This window comes from Streptomyces sp. S6 (assembly GCF_054880855.1).
The window spans coordinates 14,836-34,206 of the sequence record NZ_JBTYMC010000042.1 but is presented as its reverse complement, the minus strand read 5'-3'; the positions used below and the strand labels follow the sequence as shown (position 1 = coordinate 34,206).

Here is a 19,371-nt window from a genome sequence, read left to right as displayed (position 1 = left end):
GCCCCGCTCGATCCGGTGGAACCCCGCAGAGTCCCCGTTGATCTGTGCGTCCGCGTCCCCGAACGTGCCGTACGCGGCGCCCATCCGCTCGTACACGAGATGCGCGGGCAGTTCACCGAGGGTCAGCCCGCCGAAGCCGTCCGACACGATCTGGACGACCCTGCGGCGCACGCCGTCGGGCAGCGGGCGGTCGAGCACCTCGGCGGCGCCGTCCCCCGGCTCGCCTGTGGTCTCCGCCATCCGTCGTCACACCCCACTTGCCGTGCGGGGCCGCTCCCTGTCAGGAGTCGGCGCCCGGCCTGTCCACGAGTTCCACCTGATCGACTGCGTTGCACCAGCGGCAGCGCACCGACTCGATGGTCTCACTGACCACCTCGCGCTCCTCGACCTTCGGTTCTCCGGCCAGGTCGAGGTGGACGTACTCCACGACCTTCGAGGAGCGGGTCACGTCGAACCGGGTGAGGTTTCCGCAGAGGGTGCAGCGCCACCGGGTGGTGGCGGTGGGCAGGGTAACCGTCATCGGAACCGTCCGCTCCTTTTCTTGGCCGTGCGCCGGGGGCGTGCCCCGGTGCGTGTGGCCGTAACCCTACGGCCTGGCGGGGACCGGCCGCCCGTCCGTCCACGACGGCGAGGCGATATCGGCCGGTATACGGGATTACGTCATGCTCTGTAGCCATGATCAAGAGGTGGCGCCCGTCCGCTCCGGTGACGTTCGGACTGATCGCGCTGTGCTGCGCGGTCTTCGTCCTCGGCCCGGCGTCGGGGCTCGACGCGGTGGCGCAGGCCGCCTACTACCACCGCTGGGGCGTCGTCCCCGTCGAGCTCTTCGAGGGGTCGCCGCGTGCCGCGCTCACCTTGCTCACCGCGCTGTTCGTGCACGGTGGCTGGGTCCATCTGCTCGGCAACATGCTCTTCCTCTACGTCTTCGGGGCGATGACCGAGGAGCGCATGGGCCGGGTCGAGTTCACGCTCTTCTTCCTCGGCTGCGGCTGCCTGGCCCTCCTGGGGTACGCCGCCGCCAACGCGACCTCCGCGCAGCCCCTCGTGGGGGCGTCCGGGGCGATCTCGGCCGTCCTCGGGGCCTTCCTCTACCTCTTCCCACGGGCGCGCGTCACCAGTCTCCTGCCCTTCCTCTTCTTCCTCCCCCTGCGCTTCCCCGCCTGGCTCGTCCTGCCCTTCTGGGCCACCCTCCAGTGGCTGGCCGCCCGCCACCCCGCCACCGGCCCCGGAGTCGCCTACCTGGCCCACGTCGTGGGCTTCACGCTGGGCTTCCTCTACGCGTGGGCGCGATTCACCCCTACGGCTACAGTTGGCGCCACCCCAGTACCTGTCCCCGAGGGAGAGAACCAGCCGTGATCACCGCGATCGTCCTGATCAAGACCAGCGTGGACCGGATTCCGGAGATCGCCGAGGAGATCGCCTCCCTGGAGAGCGTGACCGAGGTGTTCTCGGTGACCGGCACGTACGACCTGATCGCCATGGTCCGGGTGCGCGAGCACGAGGACCTCGCCGACGTGATCCCCGGCCGCATCAGCAAGATCCCGGGTGTAGAGGTCACGGACACGCACGTCGCGTTCCGCGCGTACTCCCAGCACGACCTGGAGGCGGCGTTCGCGATCGGCCTGGACTCCTAGGAGCCGGCCGGCACGCAGCGGCCGTTCTCCGTCCGGTACGTCAGCTTGGCGCCCTGCGTGACCAGTTCGCGGACGGCCGTCACGAACCGGTCGACGTGCTCGTCCGGGGTGCCCGCGCCGAAGCTCACGCGGATCGCGTTGAGGGAGGTCGCCTCGCCGCACTCCCCCGCCTTCGCCGCCGCCGCGCCCAGCAGGTGGCTGACGAGCGGGTGCGCGCAGAAGAGGCCGTCGCGGACGCCGATGCCGTACTCGGCGGAGAGCGCGGCGGCGAAGTGGGAGCTGTTCCAGCCGTCCACCACGAAGGAGAGGACGCCCACTCGCGGGGCGTCGTCGCCGAAGAGGGACAGGACACGGACCTCGGGGACGTCCGCCAGCCCTTCGCGGACCGTGCGGATCAGGTGGTGCTCGCGGGCGACGAGGCTGTCGAACCCCTCCTCCGTCAGCGCCCTGCACGCCGAGGCGATCGCGTAGGCGCCGATCACGTTCGGCGAACCGGCCTCGTGGCGGGCGGCGCTCTCGTGCCACTCCACCTCGACCGAGCCGTCCGCCGCCCGGCTCACCGCACGGCTCGCGCCTCCGCCCGCGAGGTACGGCTCCGCCGCGTGCAGCCAGTCCGTACGGCCGGCGAGGACGCCCGCGCCGAACGGGGCGTACAGCTTGTGCCCAGAGAAGGCCACCCAGTCGACGTCCAGGTCCCGCACGGACACCGGGTGGTGCGGGGCGAGCTGCGCGGCGTCCAGGACGATCCGGGCGCCGTGCGCGTGCGCTGTCGCCGCGAGTTCGCGGACCGGCCAGAGTTCCCCGGTGACGTTCGAGGCGCCGGTCACGCAGACGAGGGCGGGGGCCGTGGTGTCGCGGGCCTCCAGGGCGCGGGCCAGGGTGCTGACGGCCTCCTCCGGGGTGCGGGGGGCGTCGAGGTACGTGACCGCCGTGTGCTGCCAGGGGAGCAGGGAGGCGTGGTGCTCCGTCTCGAACACGTACACCTGGCAGTTGGCGGGGACCGCGCGGGCCAGCAGGTTCAGGGAGTCCGTCGTCGAGCGCGTGAAGATCAGCTCGTCGTCCTCACGGCAGTCCAGGAACTCCGCGACCGTCCTGCGGGCCGACTCGAAGAGGTCCGTGGAGAGCTGGGAGAGGTAGCCGGCGCCCCGGTGGACACTGCCGTAGTACGGGGCGTACGCGGCGACGTCGTCCCACACCCGCTGGAGCGCGGGGGCGCTGGCCGCGTAGTCCAGGGCCGCGTAAGTGACCTCGCCGCCGGTGACCAGGGGGACGGTGACGTCTCGGCCCAGGACGGCCAGGGGGGCGCAGATCTGCTGGGCGGGGGTGAAAGTGGGTGCGGACATGCTGACGCTCCTCGACGACCAGGACCCCCGGTGTCAGGAGGGTCCGCGCTTGCCGTGCACCTCGCTGCACACGGCCTGGTCTTCACCCGGGGCACCCCGCCACGGACGGAGGGTTGCCGGACAGTCGGCCGGGGCCTGTTGACTGTCACTCATGACCTGGTTCAGAAATTAGATGAGGTGATTGCGGGGGCGCAAGTTCTGTCCGGATTGCGGGACGTCTAAGAGCTCGGGGGGAGCTGTGGTGTTGCAGGTGCGGGTTCGCCGTGGTTGTCCGCGCCCCTGAAAGGAAAAGCGGCTGCGCCGCTTTTCCCCAGGGCCGCTCCCCCTACTTGTTCGTCGCCCTCACCCAGCGGTCCAGCGTCTCCCTCGCCGCCCCCGAGTCGATCGACTCCGCCGCCTTCTCCATCCCCGCCCTCAGTTGCTCCGCCAGCGTCCCCGTCCCCGGGTCCAGCGCCACCAGCGCCGCCGCCGAGTTCAGCAGGACGGCGTCCCGTACCGGGCCCTGCTCACCGCTCAGGAGCCGGCGGGCCACCTCTGCGTTGTACGACGGGTCGCCGCCCCGCAGCGCCTCTACAGGGACCAACTCGATGCCGACCTCGCGAGGGTCGAAGCGTTCCTCCGTGACCTTGCCGTCGCCGACGATCCAGACGCGGGAGGTGGCCGTCGTCGTCAGCTCGTCCAGGCCGTCGTCGCCCCGGAAGACCAGGGAGGAGTTGCCCCGGTCCGCCAGGACGCCCGCGATCATGGGGGCCATGCGGGGGTCGGCGACGCCTACCGCCTGGGACTTCACGCGGGCCGGGTTCGTCAGGGGGCCCAGCGCGTTGAAGACCGTGCGGATGCCCAACTGGCCCCGCGCGGCGGCGACATGGCGCAGTGCCGGGTGGAACTTGACGGCGAAGCAGAAGGTGATGCCCGCTTCCTCGGCGACTTCCGCGACCCGCTTGGGCGTCAGCTGGAGATTGACGCCGAGTTTCTCCAGGACGTCGGAGGCGCCCGAGGCGGAGGACGCGGCGCGGTTGCCGTGCTTGACGACCTTCGCGCCGGTCCCGGCGACCACGAGCGCCGACATGGTGGAGATGTTGACCGTCTTGGCGCCGTCTCCGCCCGTGCCGACGATGTCGACCGTACGGCCGGACACCTCGATCGTGTTGGCGTGCTCGTACATCGCGCGGACGACGCCGGTGATCTCCTCGACCGTCTCGCCCTTGGCCCGCAGCGCCACCACGAACCCGGCGATCTGCGCGTCCGTCGCCTCACCGCGCATGATGCGGTCCATCGCCCAGGCGGTCGCGTCGGCGCTCTGGTCGTGCCCGGACAGCAGGGCGTTCAGCACCTCGGGCCAGGAACGGCCCGCCGCGGTGTCGCCTCCAGCGGGGGTCACAGCGCTCATACGGCCGCTCCAGGGTGTTCGTGCGAAAAGTGTGTGCTCACCCTATCCAGCTCACGCACATGCCGAAGGACCCCGTCCGGGAATCGGGCGGGGTCCTTCTGTGGCGACGTTCCCGGGCTGCACCCGGGTGCGGGATCAGTGGTGGCCGTGGCCGCTCGTGATCTCCTTGTACTCCTCGACGGTCGGCTTGGCGATCTGGCTGTCCTCGCCGTAGTACGACTCGCTGAGCTTGGCGCGGAGCTTCTCCGTGCCCTTCACCTTGCGCTGGACGCCGTTCTCGTCGACCGTGGCGCCGATCGCGACCGGCTCGTACTGCTCGTGCGCGGTGAGCGTGTGCAGCTGCTCCTGGCTGAGCGGCTCGTGGATCTCGATGAACTCACCGTGCGGCAGGCGCTTGATGGTGCCGGTCTCGCGACCGTGCAGCACCTTGTCCTTGTCGCGGCGCTGGAGGCCGAGGCAGATCCGCTTGGTGAGGATGAACGCGAGAACCGGAAGGACGAAGAAGCCGATCCGGACGAACCAGGTGATCGCGTTGATGGAGAGGTGGAAGTGGGTGGCCCAGAGGTCGTTCCCACCACCGATCAGCATCACGAAGTACGCGGTCAGCCAGGCCACACCGAACCCGGTACGGGTCGGGGTGTTGCGCGGCCGGTCCAGGATGTGGTGTTCGCGCTTGTCGCCGGTGACCCAGGCTTCGACGAAGGGGTAGACGGCGATGGCGACGAGCACCAGCGGGAAGATCACGATCGGGATGAACACGCCCAGGACGAGCGTGTGGCCCGCGAAGTTGATCTCCCAGCCCGGCATCACGCGGACGAGACCCTCGGCGAAGCCCATGTACCAGTCGGGCTGGGCGCCGGTCGACACCTGGTCGGGGCGGTAAGGACCGATCGCCCAGATCGGGTTGATCTGCGCGACGGCCGCGATGACCGCGATGACACCGAAGACCAGGAAGAAGAACCCGCCGGCCTTCGCCATGTACACAGGCAGCAGGGGCATGCCGACGACGTTGTTGTTCGTCTTGCCGGGACCCGCGAACTGCGTGTGCTTGTGGTAGAAGACCAGGATCAGGTGGGCCACCATCAGGCCGAGCATGATGCCCGGCAGCAGCAGGATGTGGACCGAGTAGAAGCGGGCCACGAAGTCGCCGCCGGGGAACTCCCCGCCGAAGATGAAGAACGACAGGTACGTGCCGACCACCGGGATCGACAGCAGCACGCCCTCGATGAACCGCACACCGGTACCGGAGAGCAGGTCGTCCGGGAGCGAGTAGCCGGTGAAGCCGGTGAACAGCGACAGCACCAGCAGCAGCCAGCCGAACAGCCAGTTGACCTCACGCGGCTTGCGGAACGCGCCCGTGAAGAAGACGCGCATCATGTGGATCATCATCGCGGCGACGAAGATCAGCGCCGCCCAGTGGTGGATCTGCCGGATGAGCAGACCGCCGCGCACCTCGAACGAGATGTGCATGGTCGAGGCGAACGCCTCGCTCATCAGCTGTCCCTGGAGCGGGACGTACGCGCCGTGGTACTCCACCTCGTTCATCGACGGGTGGAAGAACAGCGTCAGATACACACCCGTGAGGATGATGATGATGAAGCTGTACATGCAGATCTCGCCCAGCATGAACGACCAGTGGTCGGGGAAGATCTTGCGCATGTTGGCCTTGGCGAGGGAGTAGATCCCGAGCCGGCCGTCGGCCCAGTCGGCGATGCGCTCGCCGGCCGGTGCCTTCCCGCGTTCGCGGGACTCCTCGGTGGTCGTGGTGCTCATCCGCGCTCCCAGAACGAAGGACCGACGGGCTCGTCGAAGTCGCCGAGCGCTTCAAGGTAGCCCTCGTCGTTGACGCCGATGCGCAGCTGCGGCAGGGCGTGACCGGCGGGGCCGAAGATCACCCGGGCGCCGTCGGAGAGGTCGAAGGTGGACTGGTGGCAGGGGCAGAGCGCGTGGTGCGTCTGCTGCTCGTACAGCGAGATCGGGCAACCGACGTGGGTGCAGATCTTCGAGTAGGCCACGATGCCGTCGTGCGACCACTCAAGCTCTCGCTTGTCCTTGATGTTCTCCGGCTGGATCCGGATGATCATCAGGGCCGCCTTGGCGATCTCCGTCTGGAACTCGTGGTCGTGCTCCTCCAGGCCCTCGGGCTTGGCGAAGGTCAGCGACCCGACCGCGACGTCCTCGGGACGCAGCGGCTCGTTCGTGTTCATGTTGACGATGACCTTGCCCTTGGCCCACAGCGTCGTGCGCAGCTTGGTACCGGGCAGCGGGCCGAGGTCGCGCAGCAGGACGACACCGGAGAGCGGGAACATCGCCAGCGCGCCGAACATCGTGTTGCGGATCAGCTTGCGGCGGCCGAGCGCCGACTCCTTGGCGCCCTGCTTGAAGTCGGCCAGAACCTTGGCCTTGACCTCGGGGGGCGCCTCGATCGCGTGGCGCTCGTCGGCGATCTCCTCGTCGGACATCAGGGTGCGGGCCCAGTGGACCGCGCCCGCGCCGATGGTGAACAGCGCGATGCCGAGGCTGACGCCCAGCGCGAAGTTCAGCGCGTTGAGGTGGCCGAGCGGGAAGATGAAGACCGACTTGTCGTGCGGGATCGCGACGTAGGAGGCGATGAAGGCGACAGTGGCCAGCATCGAGACCGTGAACAGGAGGGCGACGGTGCGCTCGGACCGCTTGGCGGCCCGCTCGTCGATGTCCTGGATACGGTGCTCGTGGGGCGGGAGGCCGGGGTCGGCGAACGGGTGCTGCTCGTCCGCGCGGTCCACCGGGCCGTGCGCGTGGTCCTGCTCTGCGGGCAGGCTCTCTTCTGGAATGTCTTGGGTACTCATGACTTCTTGGCCTTTGCGGTCCGAGCGGCGACCCAGACGGCGACCGCGACGAGTGCGCCGAGGCCGAAGATCCAGGCGAACAGGCCCTCGCTGACCGGGCCGAGGCCGCCCAGCTCCAGCCCGCCGGGGTTCACGGTCTCGTCACCGTTGACCGCGTTCAGGTACGCGATGACGTCTTTCTTGTTCTGCACCGAGAGCGTTCCGTCGCCGAAGGACGGCATGTTCTGCGGGCCGGTCTGCATGGCCTCGTAGATGTGCTTCGGGTCCACGCCCTCCAGCGTCGGGGCGAACTTGCCCTTCGTCAGGGCACCGCCCTTGCCGGTGAAGTTGTGGCACTGCGCGCAGTTGGTGCGGAACAGTTCGCCGCCCTTGGCGATGTCGGCGCCGTCGGGGCCGTACTCGGCCTTCGTCGGGACGGACGGGCCGGCACCCAGGGAGGAGATGTACGCGGCGAGCTGGTCGATCTTCGCCTGCGTGTAGATGACCTTCTTCCGGGGCACCTGGGCGCCCTGGGAGGTCGCGGCCGGCATGCGGCCGGTGCCGACCTGGAAGTCGACCGCCGCGGCGCCGACACCGACCAGGCTCGGACCGTCGGAGCCGCCCTGACCGCCGGTGCCGTGGCAGCTGGCGCAGCCGACGGCGTAGAGCTTCTTCCCCTCCTCGATGGTCAGGGACTGGGCGGTTTCGTCAGCCTTCGCCTTGTCCGCGGGCGCGAACACGGCGTACAGCCCCCCCGTGCACGCCAGCGCGAGGAGTAGGACGACGAGCGCCGCCATGGGATGGCGTCGTCGTGCGGAGAGCTTTTTCACGGATTTCCCCGGTGTCAGGATCTTCGGCGTCGATGCTTCTGGGATGTGCGTTGCGGTAACGCGGGCGGGATCAGCCCTGGCTACTTGATCATGTAGATCGTCGCGAACAGGCCGATCCAGACGACATCGACGAAGTGCCAGTAGTAGGACACGACGATCGCGGCGGTCGCCTGCTCGTGCGTGAACCTCTTGGCCGCGTAGGTACGGCCGAGAACGAAGAGGAAGGCGATCAGACCGCCCGTCACGTGCATCCCGTGGAAGCCGGTGGTCAGGTAGAACACCGAGCCGTACGGGTCGGAGGAGAGCGAGAGGCCGTCCTCCTTGACCAGCTCGGTGTACTCGTAGATCTGGCCGCCGATGAAGATCGCGCCCATCACGAACGTGATGATGAACCAGCCCCGGAGCTTCTTCACGTCGCCGCGCTCCGCGGCGAAGACGCCGAGCTGGCAGGTGAGGGAGGAGAGCACCAGGATCGTGGTGTTGGTCGCCGAGAACGGGAAGTTCAGGGACGACGCCATCTCCTTCCAGTGATCCGGTCCGGTCACCGATCGGAGGGTGAAGTACATCGCGAAGAGGGCCGCGAAGAACATCAGCTCGGATGCCAACCAGATGATGGTTCCGACGCTGGTGAGGTTCGGCCGGTTGACCGACGGGTGCGCGTGCCCGTTTTCTGCTGTCGTTGCTGTCGCCACGACCGACATTATGTCGGTCGCTTATCCCGCCCTCACTCCGGGGGGTGCCGTTCGGAGTGTCACTACCCGCCGAACCGGTGTTGACGTGGTGTTCAGCCGGGCGTCGCGGGGAGTAGCATCCGCCCGAATGGGCCTTTCCGTACGACGCCAATGTCGCCGAAGTCACGGAGGAACGATGCAGCCGACCGCCACGGTGCTGGTCTACAGCGACGACTCGGGTACGCGGGAGCAGGTGAGGCTGGCGACCGGTCGGCGTCCGGCGCCTGACGCTCCGTCGGTGAGTTTCGTGGAGTGCGCGACGCCGGCCGCGGTGATCCGCGAGCTGGACAAGGGGGGCATCGATGTTGTCGTCCTCGACGGGGAGGCCGTTCCCATGGGGGGGATGGGGCTCTGCCGTCAGTTGAAGGACGAGATCTTCAACTGCCCGCCTGTGCTGATTCTGATGGGGCGTCCGCAGGATGCGTGGCTGGCCACGTGGAGCCGTGCAGATGCCGCTGTGACGCTTCCGGTGGAGCCGGTGGAGTTCGCGTCTGCGTTGGCCTCTCTGTTGCGGCAGGAGAGGCTTCAGAGCGCCTAGAGGGGTGGGGGGTTCTGTGGGTGCGCGGCCAACCCGCCACGGTGGCTGGTCGCGCCCCGCGGCGGAGCCGCTAATGGATACAGCCCCGCGCCCCTTGGGTTTCACACCGCTTCCGGCGTCAATCTGGTCTCATCCCTCGGGGACGCCTTCTTCCCCGTCAACGCGCTTCCCTCGTTCCACTTCTTCCAGGTGACGTTCCAGTCGCCGAAGCCGTTGCCGAAAGGTTCCATGTCGTCGCCGTAGCTGTTGACGACCTTGACGACGTCGCCCTCGCGGATGTGTTCGAAGAACCAGGCGGCGTTGTCGGTGCTCATGCCGGTGCAGCCGTGGGAGACGTTGGCGGAGCCCTGGGAGTCGACGGACCAGGGGGCGGCGTGGACGTATTCGCCGCTCCAGGTGACGCGGGTGGCGTAGTAGACGGGGAGGTCGTAGCCCTCCGAGGAGCCCGCGCTGATGCCTACCGTCGTGCCTCGCATACGGACGTAGTACTCCTTGCCGAGGACGACCTTGACGCCGTTTCGGGTCTCGAAGCCCGGTTTGCCGGTGGTGACGGGGATGGAGTTGATCTCCTCGCCGTTCTTGTAGACGGTCATCCAGTGGGACGAGGCGTCCGTCACCGCGATCACCTTGTCGCCGATCTTGAGGTTCAGGTCCTTCGTCTTCGTGCCCCAGAGGCGGTCGCCGATCTTGATGCCGTCGAGGTAGCTGTGGACGCGGATTCTCGCCTGGGCGGGCCAGTAGTCCTTGGGGCGGTAGTGGAGTTGTTTGTCGTCGACCCAGTGCCAGGCGCCGGGGACGGACGGGGTGGAGTCGACCTTGAGGGCACGTTCGACGACGGAGCGCTGGGCGGGGTCCTTGACGGGCTGGCTGAGCGTCGCCGTGATGGGCTGGCCCACGCCGTAGGTGCCCGCGTCGGGGCCGAAGGTGACGTCGAGGCGCTTCTTGGAGGCCGGCGTGCCCGTGTCGAAGGTGAGGACCCGGCGGCCGGGGGCGCCGTCGTCGTCCTCGGTGCTCACGCGGACCGTGTAGTGGGCGTTCGCGGCGAGGGGCTCGGTGGAGTGCCAGCGGCGGCCGTCGGCGGCGAGTTCGCCCGCGACGAAGCGCCCTGTGGCGTCCACGACGGTGACGTCGGTGAGCGGGCCCTCGGAGTCCTTGACGGTGATCTCCAGGGGTTTGTCGGGGTCCGCCTTGTGCCCGCCCTGCGGGAACCCGGCGAAGACGACCTGGCCGGTCGCGTCGAAGGGCCGGGCGGCGAGCGGATGTCCGCCCGAGCCGCAGGCGGTGGCGCCCGCGACCAGAGCGCTCACCAGCAGGGTGCAGCGGACGACTGTGCGGGGGCGGGGCGTGCGGCTCGGGTGGGTCATGGCTTCACGCTAGGAACCACACCCCGACCCTGCGCGCCGAGTCACTCGTACGAGCTACCCGGCGTGCGGCAAAAGCGTGAGGCCGGACGCTCCTGACGGAGTGTCCGGCCTCGACGGCGTTCAGCGGGTGCTACTGGGTGCGGTTCTCACCGCGGTAGTACTCGAACACCCAGCCCCACAGCCCGACCAGGAGCAGCGGCGCCGAGAAGTACAGCAGCCACCAGCCGACCGCGACCCCCAGGAAGGCGAGGGCGCCGCCGACGGCCAGGGACAGCGGCTGCCAGCTGTGCGGGCTGAAGAAGCCCAGCTCGCCGGCGTCGTCCGCGACGTCCGCGTCCTTGTTGTCCTGTGCGCCCGTGTCGACCCGCTTGGCCGTGAAGCCGAGGTAGAAGCCGACCATGATGCACAGGCCGAACGCGAGGAAGAGGGCCGTCGTACCGGCCGGCTCCTTCGACCAGACGCCATAGACGACCGCCATGGCGAGGACGAAGACGCTCAGCCAGATGAACATCTTGCCTTGGACCTTCACTTGCCGGCCTCCTTGCCGCCCGCGATGGCCCCGGCGTGCGCGTGCTCAAGCTGCTGCTGTTCGAGCGCGACGATCTCCGGGTGGTGCAGGTCGAACGCCGGGGATTCGCTGCGGATCCGCGGCAGGGTGAGGAAGTTGTGCCGCGGCGGCGGGCAGGAGGTCGCCCACTCCAGCGAACGGCCGTAGCCCCACGGGTCGTCGACCTCGACCTTCTTGCCGTACTTGGCGGTCTTCCACACGTTGTAGAAGAACGGCAGGATCGACAGGCCGAGCACGAACGAGCTGATCGTCGAGATCGTGTTCAGCGCGGTGAAGCCGTCGGCCGCCAGGTAGTCGGCGTACCGGCGCGGCATGCCCTCGGCGCCCAGCCAGTGCTGGACGAGGAACGTGCCGTGGAAGCCGATGAACAGCGTCCAGAAGGTGATCTTGCCGAGCCGCTCGTCGAGCATCTTGCCCGTCATCTTCGGCCACCAGAAGTGGAAGCCGGAGAACATCGCGAAGACGACCGTCCCGAACACCACGTAGTGGAAGTGCGCCACCACGAAGTAGGAGTCGGAGACGTGGAAGTCCATCGGGGGCGAGGCGAGGATGACACCGGTCAGACCACCGAAGGTGAAGGTGATCAGGAAGCCGGTGGCCCACAGCATCGGTGTCTCGAAGGACAGCGAGCCCCGCCACATCGTGCCGATCCAGTTGAAGAACTTCACCCCGGTCGGGACCGCGATGAGGAACGTCATGAACGAGAAGAACGGCAGCAGCACACCGCCGGTGACGTACATGTGGTGCGCCCACACCGTCACGGACAGACCCGCGATGGCGATGGTCGCGCCGACCAGACCCATGTAGCCGAACATCGGCTTGCGGGAGAAGACCGGGATGACTTCGGAGATGATGCCGAAGAACGGTAGGGCGATGATGTACACCTCTGGATGGCCGAAGAACCAGAAGAGGTGTTGCCATAGCAAGGCCCCGCCGTTGGCGGCGTCGAAGACATGCGCACCGAACTTGCGGTCCGCCTCCAGGGCGAACAGCGCGGCGGCCAGCACCGGGAAGGCCAGCAGCACGAGGACGGCCGTCAGCAGCACGTTCCACACGAAGATCGGCATGCGGAACATCGTCATGCCGGGCGCGCGCATGCAGATGATCGTGGTGATGAAGTTGACCGAGCCGAGGATCGTGCCGAAGCCGGAGAAGGCCAGACCCATGATCCACATGTCGGCGCCGACGCCCGGGGAGCGGACGGCGTCCGAGAGCGGGCTGTAGGCGAACCAGCCGAAGTCGGCGGCACCCTGGGGGGTGAGGAAGCCGGCGACCGCGATGAGCGAGCCGAACAGGTAGAGCCAGTAGGCGAACATGTTCAGCCGCGGGAACGCGACGTCGGGGGCGCCGATCTGGAGCGGCATGATCCAGTTCGCGAAGCCCGCGAAGAGCGGGGTCGCGAACATCAGCAGCATGATCGTGCCGTGCATCGTGAACGCCTGGTTGAACTGTTCATTCGACATGAACTGAAGGCCCGGACGGGCCAGTTCGGCGCGCATGAGCAGCGCCATGACGCCACCGATGCAGAAGAAGGCGAAGGACGTGACGAGGTACAGCGTCCCGATCGTCTTGTGGTCGGTGGTGGTGAGCCACTTGACCGCGACGTTGCCGGGCTGCTTGCGCCGGACCGGCAGCTCGTTCTCGTACGAGTCCGCGTCGGCACCCTGGGGTTCGTTGAGGATGCTCACAGGTTGTTCGTCTCCCGGTTCTTCTCGTGGGCGGTCTGCTCGATGCCCGCGGGAACGTAACCGGTCTGCCCCTTCTCTACGAGTTCCTTGAGGTGCTGCTCGTAGCGCTCAGGAGAGACGACCTTCACGTTGAACAGCATCCTGGAGTGGTCGACGCCGCAGAGCTCGGCGCACTTGCCCAGGAAGGTGCCCTCCTTGTTGGGGGTCACCTGGAAGGCGTTGGTGTGGCCCGGGACGACGTCCATCTTCATGAGGAACGGCACCACCCAGAAGGAGTGGATGACGTCACGGGAGGTCAGGACGAAGCGGACCGTCTTGCCCTTGGGGAGCCAGAGGGTCGGGCCCGGGTTGTTGGTCTGCGGGTTCCGCTCCTTGGGGACACCGCAGGTGTAGACACCGCCCGCGTTCGCCGGGAAGTCCTTCTTGAACCGGTCCGGGATGGCGTCCAGGTTCTCATCGGTCTTCGCGTCACCGGTCACGCCGGGGACGTTCTCGACGTAGTTGAAGCACCAGCTCCACTGGAAACCGACGACGTTGACCGTGACGTCCGGCTTCTTCTCCAGGCTCAGGAGCTTCGTCTCGTCACGGGCCGTGAAGTAGAACAGGACCGAGACGATGACGATCGGCACGACCGTGTACAGGGCCTCAAGAGGCATGTTGTACCGGGTCTGTGCGGGTACTTCGATCTTGGTGCGGCTGCGCCGGTGGTAGAAAGCACTCCACAAGATCAGGCCCCACACCAGCACGCCGGTGGCCAGCGCGGCGGCCCATGACCCCTGCCACAGGGAGAGGATGCGAGGCGCCTCTTCCGTCGTGGGGGTGGGCATACCAAGGCGGGGAAAGTCCTTGTATGTGCAACCGGTGGCGGTCGCCAGGACCAGGCCCGCGGTCAATGCCTGGAGCAGCTTCCGCCGCATCGGGCGCCGCGGCGAGCGGTCGGAGCCGTTGGGACTCACGTAGCGCCTTCCCGAGAGTCTCGCCCGCGCGGGTTGGCTGCGGCCTGACTCCGTCGGTGGTCGGGGGCCGGGCGCCGCCCTGCGTCGGGCAGGGGTTTGGATGTTTATGCGGAGCAAACCCTAGCTGACGCCCTCCGGGGGTTCGCGGGGAGGGGTGCCTAGTGACTCGGGGGGTTCGCTGGTTTGGCGGCTGCGGGTCTGTATGTGGTTGATCGCGCAGTTCCCCGCGCCCCTAACGGCGTTACCGTGAACCGGTGCCATTCTTTGACGCCGCTTCCGGTTCTCCTCTCCATCCCGTTGCTCGTCAGGCTCTGTTGGCCTCTCTGGATGACGGGTGGGCTGATCCTGGGAAGTTGTATCAGGCCGGGCGTCGGGCTCGGGTGCTTCTTGATGCCTCTCGGGAAGCTGCCGCCGAAGCCATCGGGTGTCGGGCCGATGAGGTTCGGTTCGCTTCTTCCGGAACTCGGGCCGTTCAGTTGGGTATGGCTGGCGTGTTGGCGGGGCGGCGGCGCGTCGGGAGTCACCTGATCGTGTCATCGGTCGAGCATTCGTCCGTGCTCCATATGGCCGAGGGGTGGGAGGGGGATGTGACTCGGGTGGCGGTGGGGCGGATGGGGGGTGTCGAAGTGGCGGCTTACGCGGAAGCGTTGCGTGCGGATACCGCTCTCGCCTGTTTGCAGTCGGCCAATCATGAGGTGGGGACCTTGCAGCCGGTGGCCGAGGTGGCTGAGGTGTGTGGGGACGTGCCTTTGTTGGTGGACGCCGCCCAGTCGTTGGGGTGGGGGGCTGTCCCGGAGGGGTGGTCCGTGGTGGCCGCCAGTGCCCGTAAGTGGGGTGGGCCCAGCGGGGTGGGGGTGCTCGCTGTGCGGAAGGGGGTGCGGTTCGCTCCCCGGGAGGATGAGGAGTTCAGGAATCTGCCGGCCATCGTCGCGGCTGTCGCCTCGCTGCGGGCCGTTCAGTCCGAGGCGGACGTCGAGGGGGCGCGGGTGCGGGAGTTGGCGGGGCGGATTCGGGAACGGGTCGCCCGTGTCGTCCCCGATGTGGAGGTTGTCGGGGATCCGGAGCGGCGGGTGCCGGGGATCGTGACGTTCTCCTGTCTGTACGTCGACGGGGAGACGTTGCTGCACGAGCTGGACCGTGAGGGGTTCGCCGTGTCCTCCGGGTCCTCCTGCACCAGCGACACGCTGACGCCGAGCCATGTGCTCAAGGCGATGGGGGTGCTGAGTGAGGGGAACGTCCGGGTGTCGTTGCCGGTGGGGGTGGCGGAGGCGGACGTGGAGAGGTTCCTGGACGTGTTGCCGGGGGTGGTGGCGCGGGTGCGGGAGAAGTTGGGGGCGTCGGTGTCACCCGTCCAGGGGACGGTCGTCGACTCGCTGGGGAAGCGGTGCCCTATTCCGGTGATCGAACTGGCGAAGGCGATCAGGAATGTGGAGGTGGGGGCGGTGGTGACGGTGTTGGCGGACGACGAGGCGGCCCGCCTGGACATCCCGGCATGGTGCGAGATGACGGGCCACGAGTACGTGCAGGGTGACGGGTCAACGTACCTGGTCCGTCGTGCTTTTTAGGGACGCGGGGCTGTGTCTGATCTGCGGCTACCGCCGCGTGAGCGCGACCAGCCACAGCCCACCCGCACCCGACAACGCACCCACTTAACCCAAGTGAGCCCGTACCTCTTCCACAGCCGAGTCCCCGTACGCCTTGGCGAACCGCTCCAAGAAGTGCCCACGCCGCAACGTGTACTCCTGAGTCCCCACAGTCTCGATGACCAGCGTCGCGAGCATGCACCCGACCTGAGCCGCCCGCTCCAGCGAGACCCCCCACGCGAGCCCGGACAGGAACCCGGCGCGGAAGGCGTCGCCGACACCCGTGGGCTCGACCTTGGCCTCTTCCTCCGGGCACCCGACCTCGATGACCGGCTCCCCGGCCTTCTCGATGCGGACGCCGCGCGCACCGAGGGTCGTCACCCGGTACCCGACCTTTTCGAGGATCTCGGCGTCGGTGAGTCCGGTCTTGGTCTCGATGAGGCCCTTCTCGTATTCGTTGGAGAAGAGGTAGGCGGCGCCGTCGAGGAGGATGCGGATCTCCTCGCCGTCCATGCGGGCGATCTGCTGGGAGAAGTCGGCGGCGAAGGGGATGCCCCGGGTCCGGCACTCCTCGGTGTGACGGAGCATCGCCTCGGGGTCGTCCGCGCCGATGGAGACGAGGTCGAGCCCGCCGACGCGGTCGGCGACGGTCTTCAGCTCGATGAGCCGCGCCTCGCTCATCGCGCCGGCGTAGAAGGAGCCGATCTGGTTGTGGTCGGCGTCGGTGGTGCAGACGAAGCGCGCGGTGTGGAGGGTCTCCGAGATGTGGACGGAGGCCGTGTCGACACCGTGGCGGTCCAGCCAGGCGCGGTACTCGTCGAAGTCGGAGCCGGCGGCGGCGACGAGGACGGGAGCCGTGCCGAGCTGGCCCATGCCGAAGGCGATGTTCGCGGCGACGCCGCCTCGGCGCAGCTCCAGCTGGTCGACGAGGAAGGAGAGCGAAACCGTGTGCAACTGGTCCGCGACGAGCTGGTCGGCGAATCGGCCGGGGAACGTCATGAGGTGGTCGGTGGCGATGGAGCCGGTGACTGCGATGCGCACGGCGGGGTCTCTCCAGAGGGGGGAGGTGATATGACAGTTCACGCTACCCGTTCGGGTGAGACCACAGAAGCGGGCGAAACTACCCGATAGTAGATCTTTCTCCGTCGGCCGGAACCGGCCTACCGTGCGACATGACTACTTTCGACGGATCTTCGACCGCGGCTCAGGCGGAACTTGAGATCGGGCTCGCGACGCTGCGCGGTGACTGTGCTCGTATGGTGCCGCACTGGGCCGCTCCGGAGAAGTCCTCCGACCGTCCCGTCCCGCCGTCCCGCATCCTCGGGGTGACGGTCCCGCCCGCCTCCGCCCGCCTGCTGGACGCCATGCCGGACTACGCCGGCTGATCCGGGGCGCGTCCGAGGGAACCGTGCGCTCCCCCACTGCGTCGAATCGCTGTCCCCCGTAAAGGGGAGGCGGGGTACGCCCCGCCTGCCGCCCCCCACGGAACAGTTGCGCAGCAAAAGGAGCGATGCGGTGAACACCGAGCGACCCGACCACGACGGCACCGCGTCCCCGACGCCGGAGGAAACGGCGGCGGAGGAGACGAACGCGGAGGCCGAGGCGGAGGCTGGGCAGCCCTCGGAGAAGCCCGCCGCAGTGCCGGAGACGGACACCCCGAAGACTCACTCGCTGATCAAGGCCGAGGCAGAGGCCGAGGTCAGTGACAAGGCCGAGGGCGAATCCGAGGAGGGCGCTTCGGAGGCCGAGGCGCCCGCCCCCTCCCCCGTCGCCGAGGACGGCAAGGACGCCCCCGCCGACGACAGCGACCGCATCCGGCGCCCCGGCCCTGTGGAGGAGGCTCCCGCCGAGGTGCCCGGCGACGAGCTCGCCGCCCGGCGTCGACGGCCGTCCGCGTTGATCGCCGCCGCCGCTGCCGCCGCCGTCCTCCTCATCGGCGCCGGCGGAGCCCTGATCGCGTCGAACGCCTCCGCCGGACCGGACGAGAAGGCGGCCGGGGCCCCGGCGAAGAGCGATGCGGACGACGGTCCGCCGCCGGTCCTCAGGCTGGACGGCATCAACCCCCAGGCAGGCAGCGGCAACGGCTCCGGTGGCAACGGCATCGCCCCCGGCGAGCCGAACCCGTACGGGACGACGTTCCAGGCGACCGGCACCCTCCCCGGCGGCCCCACCTCCGCGTCGGTCTACTGGGCGACCGGCGAGGTCGACGAGGCGCAGGTCACGCGGCTCGCGAAGGCGCTCGGCATCGAGGGTGCGCCGGTCGTGGAGGGGCCCGCGTGGCGGGTGGGCGCCGGGCAGGACGGCACCGGCCCTGTCCTGCGGGTGAACCGCACGGCCCCCGGCATGTGGACGTTCACGCGGTACGCCCCCGGCACGGACGACTGCACCGGCGGCAAGGTCTGCCCGATGTCGCCGCTGGACACGACAGCCCCGCCGGTGAGCGTGGCCAAGGCGGAGGCCGCCGCCGCGCCGGTGCTGAAGGCGGTCGGGCAGGACGACGCGAAGGTCGACGCGAGCCAGACGGCGGGCGCGCAGCGGGTGGTGAACGCGGACCCGGTGCTGGGGAAGCTGCCGACCAACGGGTGGACGACCGGGATCACCGTCAACAGCCAGGGTGAAGTCGTCAGCGGGACCGGGCAGTTGGCGGCGCCGGTGAAGGGGGCGGCGTATCCGGTGCTGAGCGCCGAGCGGACGCTGGAGATGCTCAACGCGGCGCAGAACAACACGCATCGGATGGGGATCGGCGGCTGTGCGACGCCGATGCCGCTGAAGGACCGCCTTGAGCAGCCCTGCGGGCAGGTCTCCAAGGAGGCGAAGCCGTCGGTGGCGAAGGTGACGGACGCGGTGTTCGGGCTGGCCGCGCACACCTCGCAGGGGCGTCAACTGCTGGTGCCGTCCTGGATGTTCACCGTGCAGGCGGCCGAGCCGTACGTGGTGTCGTATCCGGCGGTGGACCCCAAGTACCTGGCCGGTCAGGCGGATCCGGCCCCTTCGGCGCCGGGCAAGTCGCTGCCGCACAACGTGAAGGTGGACGGATACAGCGTGTCCGGGAGCGAGTTGACCGTGCGGTTCACGGGTGGGGTGTGCGGGGACTACAGCGTGCGGGCGCAGGAGAGCGACGCTCAGGTGAAGGTCGTCGTGACGGAGACGCCGTGGAAGGACCGGGTCTGCATCATGATCGCCAAGGAGTACGACAAGACGGTCGAGCTGAAGAAGCCGCTCGGTGACCGGAAGGTCGTCGGGGTGGACGGGGCCGCGATTCCGGTGGTGAAGCCGGGGGCTCGGCTGCCTTCGGAGACGTCCGTGCAGTAAACGCGTACACAAAAAGGCGGCGTCCCTTTTCGCAGGGGGCGCCGCCTTTTTCGTGCCGCTCAGCTTTCGTGCCGCTCAGCTTTCGCGCTGTTTAGCTGAACGAGTCGCCGCAGGCGCAAGAGCCCGTCGCGTTGGGGTTGTCGATCGTGAAGCCCTGCTTCTCGATGGTGTCGACGAAGTCGATGGAGGCGCCACCGAGGTAGGGGGCGCTCATGCGGTCGGTGACGACCTTGACGCCGTCGAAGTCCTTGACGACGTCGCCGTCGAGCGAGCGCTCGTCGAAGAAGAGCTGGTAACGCAGGCCGGAGCAGCCGCCGGGCTGGACGGCGACGCGCAGGGCGAGGTCGTCGCGGCCTTCCTGGTCGAGCAGCGCCTTGACCTTGGCCGCGGCGGCGTCACTCAAGAGGATGCCGTCGGTGGCGGTGCTGGTCTCGTCCGATACGGACATCTACATCTCTCCCGGGTTGTACGGAGACTGCTTGCCGACGGTTGCAACCGTCGGGGGCCCGGATTCATTCCGGGGCTGGCGTTTCCGTTCGTTTCTCTTCTCATGCTCGCACACGGCCCCCGGGGTCGAAAACGCCTCGTAGGGATTCACGTCACATCGACGCTATGACCATCGTCAAA

General features: G+C 68.4%; 19 protein-coding genes, 1 pseudogene and 1 riboswitch. Of the genes and pseudogenes, 6 read left to right on the top strand and 14 right to left on the bottom strand.

The window, feature by feature from the left end; translation table 11 throughout:
* Window positions 1–240, bottom strand: a pseudogene (locus tag ACVNF4_RS08855) (hypothetical protein); the annotation flags it as partial.
* A gap of 40 nt (window positions 241–280) precedes the next feature.
* Window positions 281–520: a hypothetical protein gene (locus ACVNF4_RS08850; RefSeq protein WP_187750106.1), complete on the bottom strand. Its 240-nt coding sequence runs from the start codon at window positions 518–520 to the stop codon at window positions 281–283.
* Between the two features lie 155 nt (window positions 521–675).
* On the opposite strand from ACVNF4_RS08850, the gene ACVNF4_RS08845 reads away from it, so the two are divergent.
* Both ACVNF4_RS08845 and ACVNF4_RS08840 read left to right on the top strand, forming a co-directional pair.
* Window positions 676–1,356, top strand: a complete 681-nt coding sequence (locus ACVNF4_RS08845; protein WP_461802145.1) for a rhomboid family intramembrane serine protease — start codon at window positions 676–678, stop codon at window positions 1,354–1,356.
* Window positions 1,353–1,634, top strand: coding sequence for an Lrp/AsnC family transcriptional regulator (locus tag ACVNF4_RS08840; protein ID WP_461802144.1), 282 nt, complete (start codon window positions 1,353–1,355; stop codon window positions 1,632–1,634). The genes ACVNF4_RS08845 and ACVNF4_RS08840 overlap by 4 nt, the downstream gene beginning before the upstream one ends.
* Here the strand turns inward: ACVNF4_RS08840 and ACVNF4_RS08835 are convergent.
* From ACVNF4_RS08835 to ctaE, 6 genes are all read right to left on the bottom strand, one after another.
* A complete protein-coding gene (locus ACVNF4_RS08835; protein WP_461802143.1) occupies window positions 1,631–2,977 on the bottom strand; it encodes an aminotransferase class V-fold PLP-dependent enzyme in 1,347 nt (448 codons plus the stop codon). The genes ACVNF4_RS08840 and ACVNF4_RS08835 overlap by 4 nt on opposite strands.
* Window positions 2,978–3,017: 40 nt before the next feature.
* Window positions 3,018–3,134, bottom strand: a riboswitch (SAM riboswitch).
* A gap of 168 nt (window positions 3,135–3,302) precedes the next feature.
* Window positions 3,303–4,367 carry an anthranilate phosphoribosyltransferase gene (trpD, locus tag ACVNF4_RS08830; RefSeq protein WP_461802142.1) on the bottom strand — a complete coding sequence of 355 codons (1,065 nt, stop codon included), beginning with the start codon at window positions 4,365–4,367 and terminating at the stop codon, window positions 3,303–3,305.
* A gap of 135 nt (window positions 4,368–4,502) precedes the next feature.
* On the bottom strand, window positions 4,503–6,140 hold the full coding sequence (gene qcrB / locus ACVNF4_RS08825) for a cytochrome bc1 complex cytochrome b subunit (protein WP_461802141.1): 1,638 nt from the start codon (window positions 6,138–6,140) through the stop codon (window positions 4,503–4,505).
* Complete coding sequence (qcrA, locus tag ACVNF4_RS08820; protein ID WP_461802140.1) at window positions 6,137–7,195, bottom strand: cytochrome bc1 complex Rieske iron-sulfur subunit; 1,059 nt, start codon at window positions 7,193–7,195, stop codon at window positions 6,137–6,139. The genes qcrB and qcrA overlap by 4 nt, the downstream gene beginning before the upstream one ends.
* The gene (qcrC, locus tag ACVNF4_RS08815; RefSeq protein WP_461802139.1) at window positions 7,192–8,004 is read right to left on the bottom strand and encodes a cytochrome bc1 complex diheme cytochrome c subunit; all 813 of its coding nucleotides are present in this window, start codon (window positions 8,002–8,004) and stop codon (window positions 7,192–7,194) included. Before qcrC ends, qcrA begins: the two co-directional genes overlap by 4 nt.
* Before the next feature lie 80 nt (window positions 8,005–8,084).
* Window positions 8,085–8,705 (bottom strand): aa3-type cytochrome oxidase subunit III, encoded by a 621-nt coding sequence (gene ctaE / locus ACVNF4_RS08810; RefSeq protein WP_461802138.1) that lies wholly within the window; start codon window positions 8,703–8,705, stop codon window positions 8,085–8,087.
* A 166-nt stretch (window positions 8,706–8,871) separates the two neighbouring features.
* Here ctaE and ACVNF4_RS08805 point away from each other — a divergent pair, with 166 nt between their 5' ends.
* A complete protein-coding gene (locus ACVNF4_RS08805; protein WP_461802137.1) occupies window positions 8,872–9,273 on the top strand; it encodes a response regulator in 402 nt (133 codons plus the stop codon).
* A 101-nt stretch (window positions 9,274–9,374) separates the two neighbouring features.
* On the opposite strand, the gene ACVNF4_RS08800 is transcribed toward ACVNF4_RS08805, so the two are convergent.
* The 4 genes from ACVNF4_RS08800 to ctaC all read right to left on the bottom strand — a co-directional run bounded on the left by ACVNF4_RS08800 (window position 9,375) and on the right by ctaC (window position 13,849).
* Window positions 9,375–10,637, bottom strand: coding sequence for a L,D-transpeptidase (locus ACVNF4_RS08800; protein ID WP_461802136.1), 1,263 nt, complete (start codon window positions 10,635–10,637; stop codon window positions 9,375–9,377).
* Between the two features lie 130 nt (window positions 10,638–10,767).
* Entirely contained in the window at window positions 10,768–11,166 is a 399-nt protein-coding gene (locus tag ACVNF4_RS08795; protein WP_461802135.1) for a cytochrome c oxidase subunit 4, read from the bottom strand.
* Window positions 11,163–12,893 carry an aa3-type cytochrome oxidase subunit I gene (gene ctaD, locus ACVNF4_RS08790; protein WP_461802134.1) on the bottom strand — a complete coding sequence of 577 codons (1,731 nt, stop codon included), beginning with the start codon at window positions 12,891–12,893 and terminating at the stop codon, window positions 11,163–11,165. Before ctaD ends, ACVNF4_RS08795 begins: the two co-directional genes overlap by 4 nt.
* Window positions 12,890–13,849, bottom strand: coding sequence for an aa3-type cytochrome oxidase subunit II (ctaC, locus tag ACVNF4_RS08785; protein WP_461802133.1), 960 nt, complete (start codon window positions 13,847–13,849; stop codon window positions 12,890–12,892). The genes ctaD and ctaC overlap by 4 nt, the downstream gene beginning before the upstream one ends.
* Window positions 13,850–14,103: 254 nt before the next feature.
* Between ctaC and ACVNF4_RS08780 the strand changes: the two genes are divergently transcribed.
* The gene (locus ACVNF4_RS08780) at window positions 14,104–15,414 is read left to right on the top strand and encodes an aminotransferase class V-fold PLP-dependent enzyme (protein ID WP_461802132.1); all 1,311 of its coding nucleotides are present in this window, start codon (window positions 14,104–14,106) and stop codon (window positions 15,412–15,414) included.
* Window positions 15,415–15,498: 84 nt separating this feature from the next.
* On the opposite strand, the gene ACVNF4_RS08775 is transcribed toward ACVNF4_RS08780, so the two are convergent.
* Window positions 15,499–16,473 carry a carbohydrate kinase family protein gene (locus ACVNF4_RS08775; protein WP_461802131.1) on the bottom strand — a complete coding sequence of 325 codons (975 nt, stop codon included), beginning with the start codon at window positions 16,471–16,473 and terminating at the stop codon, window positions 15,499–15,501.
* Between the two features lie 131 nt (window positions 16,474–16,604).
* Here ACVNF4_RS08775 and ACVNF4_RS08770 point away from each other — a divergent pair, with 131 nt between their 5' ends.
* Window positions 16,605–16,817: a hypothetical protein gene (locus tag ACVNF4_RS08770; RefSeq protein ID WP_461802130.1), complete on the top strand. Its 213-nt coding sequence runs from the start codon at window positions 16,605–16,607 to the stop codon at window positions 16,815–16,817.
* A 130-nt stretch (window positions 16,818–16,947) separates the two neighbouring features.
* A complete protein-coding gene (locus ACVNF4_RS08765) occupies window positions 16,948–18,744 on the top strand; it encodes a hypothetical protein (RefSeq protein ID WP_461802129.1) in 1,797 nt (598 codons plus the stop codon).
* Between the two features lie 91 nt (window positions 18,745–18,835).
* On the opposite strand, the gene ACVNF4_RS08760 is transcribed toward ACVNF4_RS08765, so the two are convergent.
* Entirely contained in the window at window positions 18,836–19,192 is a 357-nt protein-coding gene (locus ACVNF4_RS08760; protein ID WP_461802128.1) for a HesB/IscA family protein, read from the bottom strand.
* Between the last annotated feature and the right edge of the window lie 179 nt (window positions 19,193–19,371).

Excerpts from the sequence above, each read along its gene's own strand:
- ACVNF4_RS08850 (WP_187750106.1), bottom strand. The coding sequence starts at position 520 with ATGACGGTTACCCTGCCCACCGCCACCACCCGGTGGCGCTGCACCCTC.
- ACVNF4_RS08845 (WP_461802145.1), top strand. The coding sequence starts at position 676 with ATGATCAAGAGGTGGCGCCCGTCCGCTCCGGTGACGTTCGGACTGATC.
- ACVNF4_RS08835 (WP_461802143.1), bottom strand. The coding sequence starts at position 2,977 with ATGTCCGCACCCACTTTCACCCCCGCCCAGCAGATCTGCGCCCCCCTG.
- trpD (WP_461802142.1), bottom strand. The coding sequence starts at position 4,367 with ATGAGCGCTGTGACCCCCGCTGGAGGCGACACCGCGGCGGGCCGTTCC.
- qcrB (WP_461802141.1), bottom strand. The coding sequence starts at position 6,140 with ATGAGCACCACGACCACCGAGGAGTCCCGCGAACGCGGGAAGGCACCG.
- qcrA (WP_461802140.1), bottom strand. The coding sequence starts at position 7,195 with ATGAGTACCCAAGACATTCCAGAAGAGAGCCTGCCCGCAGAGCAGGAC.
- ctaE (WP_461802138.1), bottom strand. The coding sequence starts at position 8,705 with ATGTCGGTCGTGGCGACAGCAACGACAGCAGAAAACGGGCACGCGCAC.
- ACVNF4_RS08805 (WP_461802137.1), top strand. The coding sequence starts at position 8,872 with ATGCAGCCGACCGCCACGGTGCTGGTCTACAGCGACGACTCGGGTACG.
- ACVNF4_RS08800 (WP_461802136.1), bottom strand. The coding sequence starts at position 10,637 with ATGACCCACCCGAGCCGCACGCCCCGCCCCCGCACAGTCGTCCGCTGC.
- ACVNF4_RS08770 (WP_461802130.1), top strand. The coding sequence starts at position 16,605 with ATGACTACTTTCGACGGATCTTCGACCGCGGCTCAGGCGGAACTTGAG.
- ACVNF4_RS08760 (WP_461802128.1), bottom strand. The coding sequence starts at position 19,192 with ATGTCCGTATCGGACGAGACCAGCACCGCCACCGACGGCATCCTCTTG.